Raw genomic sequence first — 5679 nt, 5'->3', positions numbered from 1 at the left:
GTTCGTCGGCCAGGTGGCCAGCGACCAGCGCGACCGTGAGGCCTTCCAGGAGCTGGACTACCGCCAGGTGTTCGGCCCCGGCACGCTGGGCATGGCCAAATGGGTGGGCGAGGTGCAGGACGCCCACCGCCTGCCCGAGTACGTGGCCCGGGCCTTCCACACCGCCATGCAGGGCCGCCCCGGCCCGGTGGTGCTGGTGCTGCCCGAAGACATGCTGACGCAGCCCACCGCAGCCCCCGTGCTGCCCCGCATCGAGCCTGCCACCGCCTGGCCCGCCCCGGGCGGCATGCGCGACCTGCGTGCGATGCTGGCCGCGGCCGAGCGGCCCTTCGTCATCGCCGGTGGCAGCGGCTGGACGCCTGAAAGCGCCCAGGCTTTGCAGCGCTTTGCCGAGAACTGGGGCCTGCCGGTGGGCTGCGGCTTCCGCTTCCAGGACACCTTCGACAACCGCCACCCGCTGTATGCCGGCGACGTGGGCATCGCCATCAACCCCAAGCTGGCGCAGCGCATCCGCGAGGCCGACCTGCTGCTGGCCGTGGGCGTGCGCCTGGGCGAGATGACGACCAGCGGCTACACCTTGCTGCAGGTGCCGCGGCCGGCGCAAAAGCTGGTGCACATGCATGCCGGCGCCGAAGAGCTGGGCCGCGTGTACAGCGCCGACCTGATGCTGCAAAGCGCGATGTGCCATGCCGGCAAGGCGCTGGAGACGCTGGCCGCGCCGGCCGGCACGCCGCGCTGGGCCGACTGGGCCGCCGCCGCCCATGCCGACTACGAAGCCAACCATGCGGCGCCCGGGGTGCAGCCGATGGACCTGGCGCAGGTGATGAAAACCATCCAGCGCCTGGCGCCCGAAGACACCGTGTACACCAACGGCGCCGGCAACTACGCCGGCTGGCTGCACCGCTACGTGCGCTACTTCGGCCTGCAGCACCATGGCCGCACGCAGCTGGCGCCCACCTCGGGCGCGATGGGCTACGGCGTGCCTTCAGCGGTGGCGGCAGCGCTGCTGTACCCGCAGCGCACGGTGGTCAACATCGCGGGCGACGGCGACTTTTTGATGACCGGGCAGGAGCTGGCCACGGCCACCGGCTACGGGGCCCAACGCCTGATCAGCGTGGTGGTGGACAACGGCACCTACGGCACCATCCGCATGCACCAGGAGCGCGAGTACCCGGGCCGCGTGAGCGGCAGCGACCTCTTCAACCCCGACTTCGCGGCGCTGGCCCGGGCCTATGGCTGGCGCGCTGAGCGCATCGAGGCCACCGCGCAGTTCGAGCCGGCGTTTGCCGCCGCGCTGGCCAGCGGCCGGCCGACGCTGCTGCACGTGAAGCTGGACACCGACGTCAGCACCACGCGCAGCACGCTCACCGCCATCCGCGAGGCGGCGCTCAAAAAGCAGGGCTGAACACGGCCGGGGCCTTCAGTGCCCGGCCGGCTGGCGCTTCCACATCAGCAGCACCACGCCGGCCAGCACCACGCCCACCGCGGCCCACTCAAAGCCGCTGACCCGCTCGCCGGCGATCAGCACGCCCAGCAGCATCGCGATCACCGGGTTGACGAAGGCATAGCTGGAAGCCAGCCCTGCCGAGGCTTTGGCCAGCAGCACCATGTAGGCATTGAAGGCGATCAGCGAGCCGGCCACCACCAGGTACAGCCAGGCACCCACCGCCACTGGTTGCGGCGGCCATTGCGGCACCTCGTGCGTGGCCCAGGACAGCGCCATCAGCACCGCGCCGCCGCACAGCATCTCGCTGGCAAAACCCATCGCACCCGGGGCCAGCGGGAGGCTGCGCTGGCTGAGCACGCTGCCCACCGACCACGACAGGCAGGCGATGCAGATGGCCATCAAGCCGCCCGGCGACGCCTGGAAGCCCTGGCCTTGCGTGAGCATCAACACGCCGGCCAGACCGACGGCGATGCCAGCGGCCTCCAATGCGCGCGGCTTGACGCCGAAGGCCAGGTTCACCAGCGCGATCATCAGCGGCAGCACCGCGATGAAGGCCACCACCAGGCCGGAGCCCACGGTGGTCTCGGCCACCGCGGTGCCGCCCATGCCGCCACCCAGCATCAGCGTGCCGACGATCAGCGCATTGCGCCACTGCAGTCGCGTGGGCATCGGCGTGCCGCGCCAGCGCATCCACGCCAGCAGCAGCACGCCAGCCGCCAGGAAGCGCGTGCCCATCTGGAAGAAGGGCGGAAAGCTGACCAGCGCGTATTTGATGGCCAGGTAGGTGGAGCCCCAGATCAGCCAGGTGGCCGCCAGGCAGGCCACGATGAGCGGGGACAGGGCAGGGCCGCTGGGCAGCGTGGGCGCGGCCTGCGGAGGGGTGGAAACGGCACGGGACGACATGCCGCAAATGTTAGAAGGCGGCCCGCGCCGGATCGAGGGGCGGAACAAGGTCTTGGCGTTGCAAGGCCTTGCATTTCATCGTCTTTGGCGTGCTAGGCTTTGAACCCATGGCTACGCTGTTGCCTTCGACGCCGCTGGTGCCCGCCACCACCGCCCTGGACGCCTACGACACCCGCATCCTGGCCGAGCTGCAGGCCGATGCGCGGCTGACCATGGCCGAGCTGGGTCGCCGGGTGCACCTGTCGCAGCCCGCGGTGAGTGAGCGGGTGCGCAAGCTGGAAGCGGCGGGCGTGATCACCGGCTACCGTGCTTCGGTCAACGTGGGTGCGCTGGGCTACGGCATCCGCGCCATCATGCGCGTGGGCCGGGCCGAGTACGCCCGCGTCGTCAAGCTGATCCAGGAAACGCCCGAGGTCATCGACGCCTACAACGTCACCGGCGAAGACAGCTGGATCCTGCAGATCGCCGTCATCGACGTGGCCCACCTGGACGCCGTGGTCACCCGCTTTTGCCTGCTGACCGAAACGTCCACCTCCATCATCCTCAATGCCGCGCGCGAGCATCACCCGGTGCTGCCGGCGCGGCGCGAGGACATCCGCCCGCCGCTCATCAAAGTGGAGAACGCTTGAATGACCCCCACCTGCGACCTGTGCGACCGCTACAAGTCCGACACCAGCGGCGCGCTGCGCGTGCTGCCGCCGGTGTTCCATGACTACGGCGGCCGGGTCGAGTTCTTCGGCCCGGTGTTCACCGTCAAGTGCTACGAGGACAACACCCCGGTCAAGGCCGCGGTGGAGTCGCCCGGCCATGGCCGCGTGCTGGTGGTGGACGGCGGCGCCAGCCTGCGCCGCGCGCTGCTGGGCGGCCTGCTGGGCGCGGCCGCGGCCCGCAACGGCTGGGCCGGCGTGGTGGTGGACGGCTGTGTGCGCGACATCGCCGAGTTGAAGCCGCTGCCCATCGGCATCCGCGCGCTGGCGCTGATTCCGCTGCCCACCGAACGCAAGGCAGAAGGCCTGCGCGACCTGCCGGTGCAGGTGCAGGGCGTGTGGGTGCGCCCCGGCGACTGGCTGTATGCCGATGCCGACGGCATGGTGGTACTGCCGCACGAAGCCGGCACCGAGGCAGGTGCGGCATGATGTTCAAGATGTCTAGACAAGATGATGCCGCCTGGGTGGTGGTGCCCTCCACCCCGCAACAGCTGGATACCGCGGCCCGCGCGGCGCGCCGGCTGGTGAAAAAGCGCGCCGCCATGGCCGCCGGCGTGGCCGTGCTGCCGGTGCCTGGGCTGGACTGGCTGACCGACGTGGGCGTGCTGGTCAAGCTGCTGCCGGAGATCAACGCCATCTTCGGCCTGACGCCCGAGCAGATCGACCGCCTGGCGCCGGACCGCCGGCTGGTGGTCTACAAGGCCTTGTCGGCCGGCGGCGGCATGCTGGTGGGCAAGCTGGTCACGCGCGAGGTGGTGATCAAGCTGCTGAAGATGGTGGGCGTGCGCCTGACCACCCAGCAGGCCGCCAAGTACGTGCCGATTGCCGGCCAGGCGGTGTCCGCCGCCATCACCTTTGCCACGCTGCGCTATGTGTGTGAGCAGCACATCGAGCAGTGCATCGCCGTGGCGCGGCAGCTGCAGCTGCCCCCGCCGGAGGGCGCCGCAGCGCCCTGAACGGCAGGCACCGCCGCCCGGGCTACAATCCGCGGTTCTCAGTCGGGGCGTAGCGCAGCCTGGTAGCGCGTCTGCTTTGGGAGCAGTAGGTCGCACGTTCGAATCGTGTCGCCCCGACCATCTGGCATACCGCTGAAAGAGCCGCCCTTGCAGGCGGCTTTTTCTTTTTCCAGCCGCCCACTTCGCGGGGTTTGCCCCGACTCGACAAGCGCCCCGCGGTCTCGGCACAGTGCGTGCGGTCCCTGGGAGTCGACATGCCTGCGCCGTCCGTCCAGTTGCCTAGGCAACTCTTCTTCGCCACGCCGGAAGACCGGTTGAGCCTGGCACGTGAGCGCTTCTTCGAGCGCGGCGAAAAGCCGCTGGGTCTGGTGGATGAAGCCGTGCTGCAGTCGTGGGGCCGCTGCCTGGCGTCGGGGTTGCGCACCCAGCAGCAACCGCTGGCGCAGCGGGTCGGCCCGGTGCGGCTGCATGCCGCCATGCGGCTGACCCGCCTGCTGCGCGAGGCCGCGGCGCCCGAGCTGCAGCGCCTGGAAGCCACCATCGCCTTCACCGCCTCGCGCGTGATCCTCACCAGCCCCGACGGGGTGGTGGTGCATGTGACGCAACGTCCGCAAGGCGCCGAAGAGACGGTGCTGCCGGCGCTGGGGCGGGTGGGCATCGACCTGTCGGAAGACGCGGTGGGCACCACCGCGCCCGGCATCGTGGCGCGCACCGGGCGGGGCGTGTCGGTGCGCGGGGCCGAGCATTTCAGCGAGCATGTGGTGCGCACGCACTGCGCGGCCGCGCCCATCCACGATGTGCACGGCCAACTGGCCGGCGTGCTCGACCTGACCATCGAAGGCCGCGGCTTCGGCTTCGATGCCTATGCGCTGGTGGCCTCGCACGCCTGCGCCATCGAGAACCGGCTGCTGCAGCTGCAGTCGCCCGAGCTTCTGGTGCTGTCGTTCCAGGCCGATCCGGCACTGCTGGGCACGCCGCTGGAAGCTCTGGTGGGCATCGACGGGGAAGGCCGGCTGCGCTGGGCCAATGCCATGGCCCTGCGGCTGGGGCAGGCGGCCATCGGCCAGTCGGCCGAGGAGGTGTTCGGCCGCTCCGCCCAGTCGCTGCTGAGCTCGATCCGCCAGCCGGCGCCGCAGCCGCTGACGCTGCCCAACGGGCTGACCTTGTGGTCGCGCGCGCAGCTGCGCCGCAGCGACGGCGCCGGCCCCTTGACCAGCGTGCCGCCGCCGGCTGCGCTCGCGGCCGTGGTGGACATCGCATCGCCGGCGGCTGCGCAGGCCCAGCCGCCCGAACAGGCCGCCACCCCGGCCACCCTCAAGGCCCAGCGCCGCCGGCAGATCCAGCGCACGCTGGACGACTGCGGCGGCAACGTGGCCCGCGCCGCGCGGCTGCTGGGCGTGTCGCGCGGCCTCATCTACCGCACGCTGCGCGAGGTGGAACACGGGCCGACTGATCCAAACGGGAACACTTTGGCGCGCGGGTAACTCCCCGGTTCAGGGCCGCGAGAGCCCCTTCCTAGACTGCGTTGCGCTTGTTTGCGAACCCCCTACGCCGTTGAGGAAGCCCACATGGACCTGTCCGAGATTCACCACCTGCTCGCCGCGCGCGCCCAGGCATTTCTGCGCCGAGACACCCACCTGATGCTGATCGACGGCCAGTGGGTGGC

The 5679-nt window shown here is 70.8% G+C and carries 6 protein-coding genes and 1 tRNA gene; 6 read left to right on the top strand and 1 reads right to left on the bottom strand.

Going from position 1 to position 5679, the window contains the following annotated elements:
* On the top strand, positions 1–1405 hold a 1405-nt coding region (locus ABNT58_RS06030; protein ID WP_348752599.1), incomplete at its 5' end, for a thiamine pyrophosphate-dependent enzyme.
* A gap of 15 nt (positions 1406–1420) precedes the next feature.
* Here ABNT58_RS06030 and yedA read toward each other — a convergent pair.
* Positions 1421–2350: a drug/metabolite exporter YedA gene (gene yedA, locus ABNT58_RS06025; protein ID WP_348752598.1), complete on the bottom strand. Its 930-nt coding sequence runs from the start codon at positions 2348–2350 to the stop codon at positions 1421–1423.
* Positions 2351–2457: 107 nt separating this feature from the next.
* Here yedA and ABNT58_RS06020 point away from each other — a divergent pair, with 107 nt between their 5' ends.
* The 5 genes from ABNT58_RS06020 (at position 2458) to ABNT58_RS06000 (ending at position 5497) form a co-directional block, all read left to right on the top strand.
* On the top strand, positions 2458–2979 hold the full coding sequence (locus tag ABNT58_RS06020) for an Lrp/AsnC family transcriptional regulator (protein ID WP_348752597.1): 522 nt from the start codon (positions 2458–2460) through the stop codon (positions 2977–2979).
* Positions 2980–3486 carry a ribonuclease E activity regulator RraA gene (gene rraA, locus ABNT58_RS06015; protein ID WP_348752596.1) on the top strand — a complete coding sequence of 169 codons (507 nt, stop codon included), beginning with the start codon at positions 2980–2982 and terminating at the stop codon, positions 3484–3486.
* Positions 3483–4013 carry a hypothetical protein gene (locus ABNT58_RS06010; protein ID WP_348752595.1) on the top strand — a complete coding sequence of 177 codons (531 nt, stop codon included), beginning with the start codon at positions 3483–3485 and terminating at the stop codon, positions 4011–4013. Before rraA ends, ABNT58_RS06010 begins: the two co-directional genes overlap by 4 nt.
* A 43-nt stretch (positions 4014–4056) precedes the next feature.
* Positions 4057–4133, top strand: a tRNA-Pro gene (locus ABNT58_RS06005).
* A 134-nt stretch (positions 4134–4267) separates the two neighbouring features.
* Positions 4268–5497, top strand: coding sequence for a GAF domain-containing protein (locus ABNT58_RS06000; RefSeq protein ID WP_348752594.1), 1230 nt, complete (start codon positions 4268–4270; stop codon positions 5495–5497).
* The last annotated feature ends 182 nt before the right edge of the window (positions 5498–5679 follow it).

The sequence above is a fragment of the uncultured Aquincola sp. genome, from assembly GCF_964001545.1.
Taxonomy (GTDB): Bacteria; Pseudomonadota; Gammaproteobacteria; order Burkholderiales; family Burkholderiaceae_C; genus Aquincola.
Note: the sequence above shows the minus strand (reverse complement) of the source record. Positions and strands in the feature narration are given on the sequence as shown.

Coding starts and splice junctions, on each gene's coding strand:
- ABNT58_RS06010 (WP_348752595.1), top strand. CDS start 3,483: ATGATGTTCAAGATGTCTAGACAAGATGATGCCGCCTGGGTGGTGGTG.
- rraA (WP_348752596.1), top strand. CDS start 2,980: ATGACCCCCACCTGCGACCTGTGCGACCGCTACAAGTCCGACACCAGC.
- yedA (WP_348752598.1), bottom strand. CDS start 2,350: ATGTCGTCCCGTGCCGTTTCCACCCCTCCGCAGGCCGCGCCCACGCTG.
- ABNT58_RS06020 (WP_348752597.1), top strand. CDS start 2,458: ATGGCTACGCTGTTGCCTTCGACGCCGCTGGTGCCCGCCACCACCGCC.
- ABNT58_RS06000 (WP_348752594.1), top strand. CDS start 4,268: ATGCCTGCGCCGTCCGTCCAGTTGCCTAGGCAACTCTTCTTCGCCACG.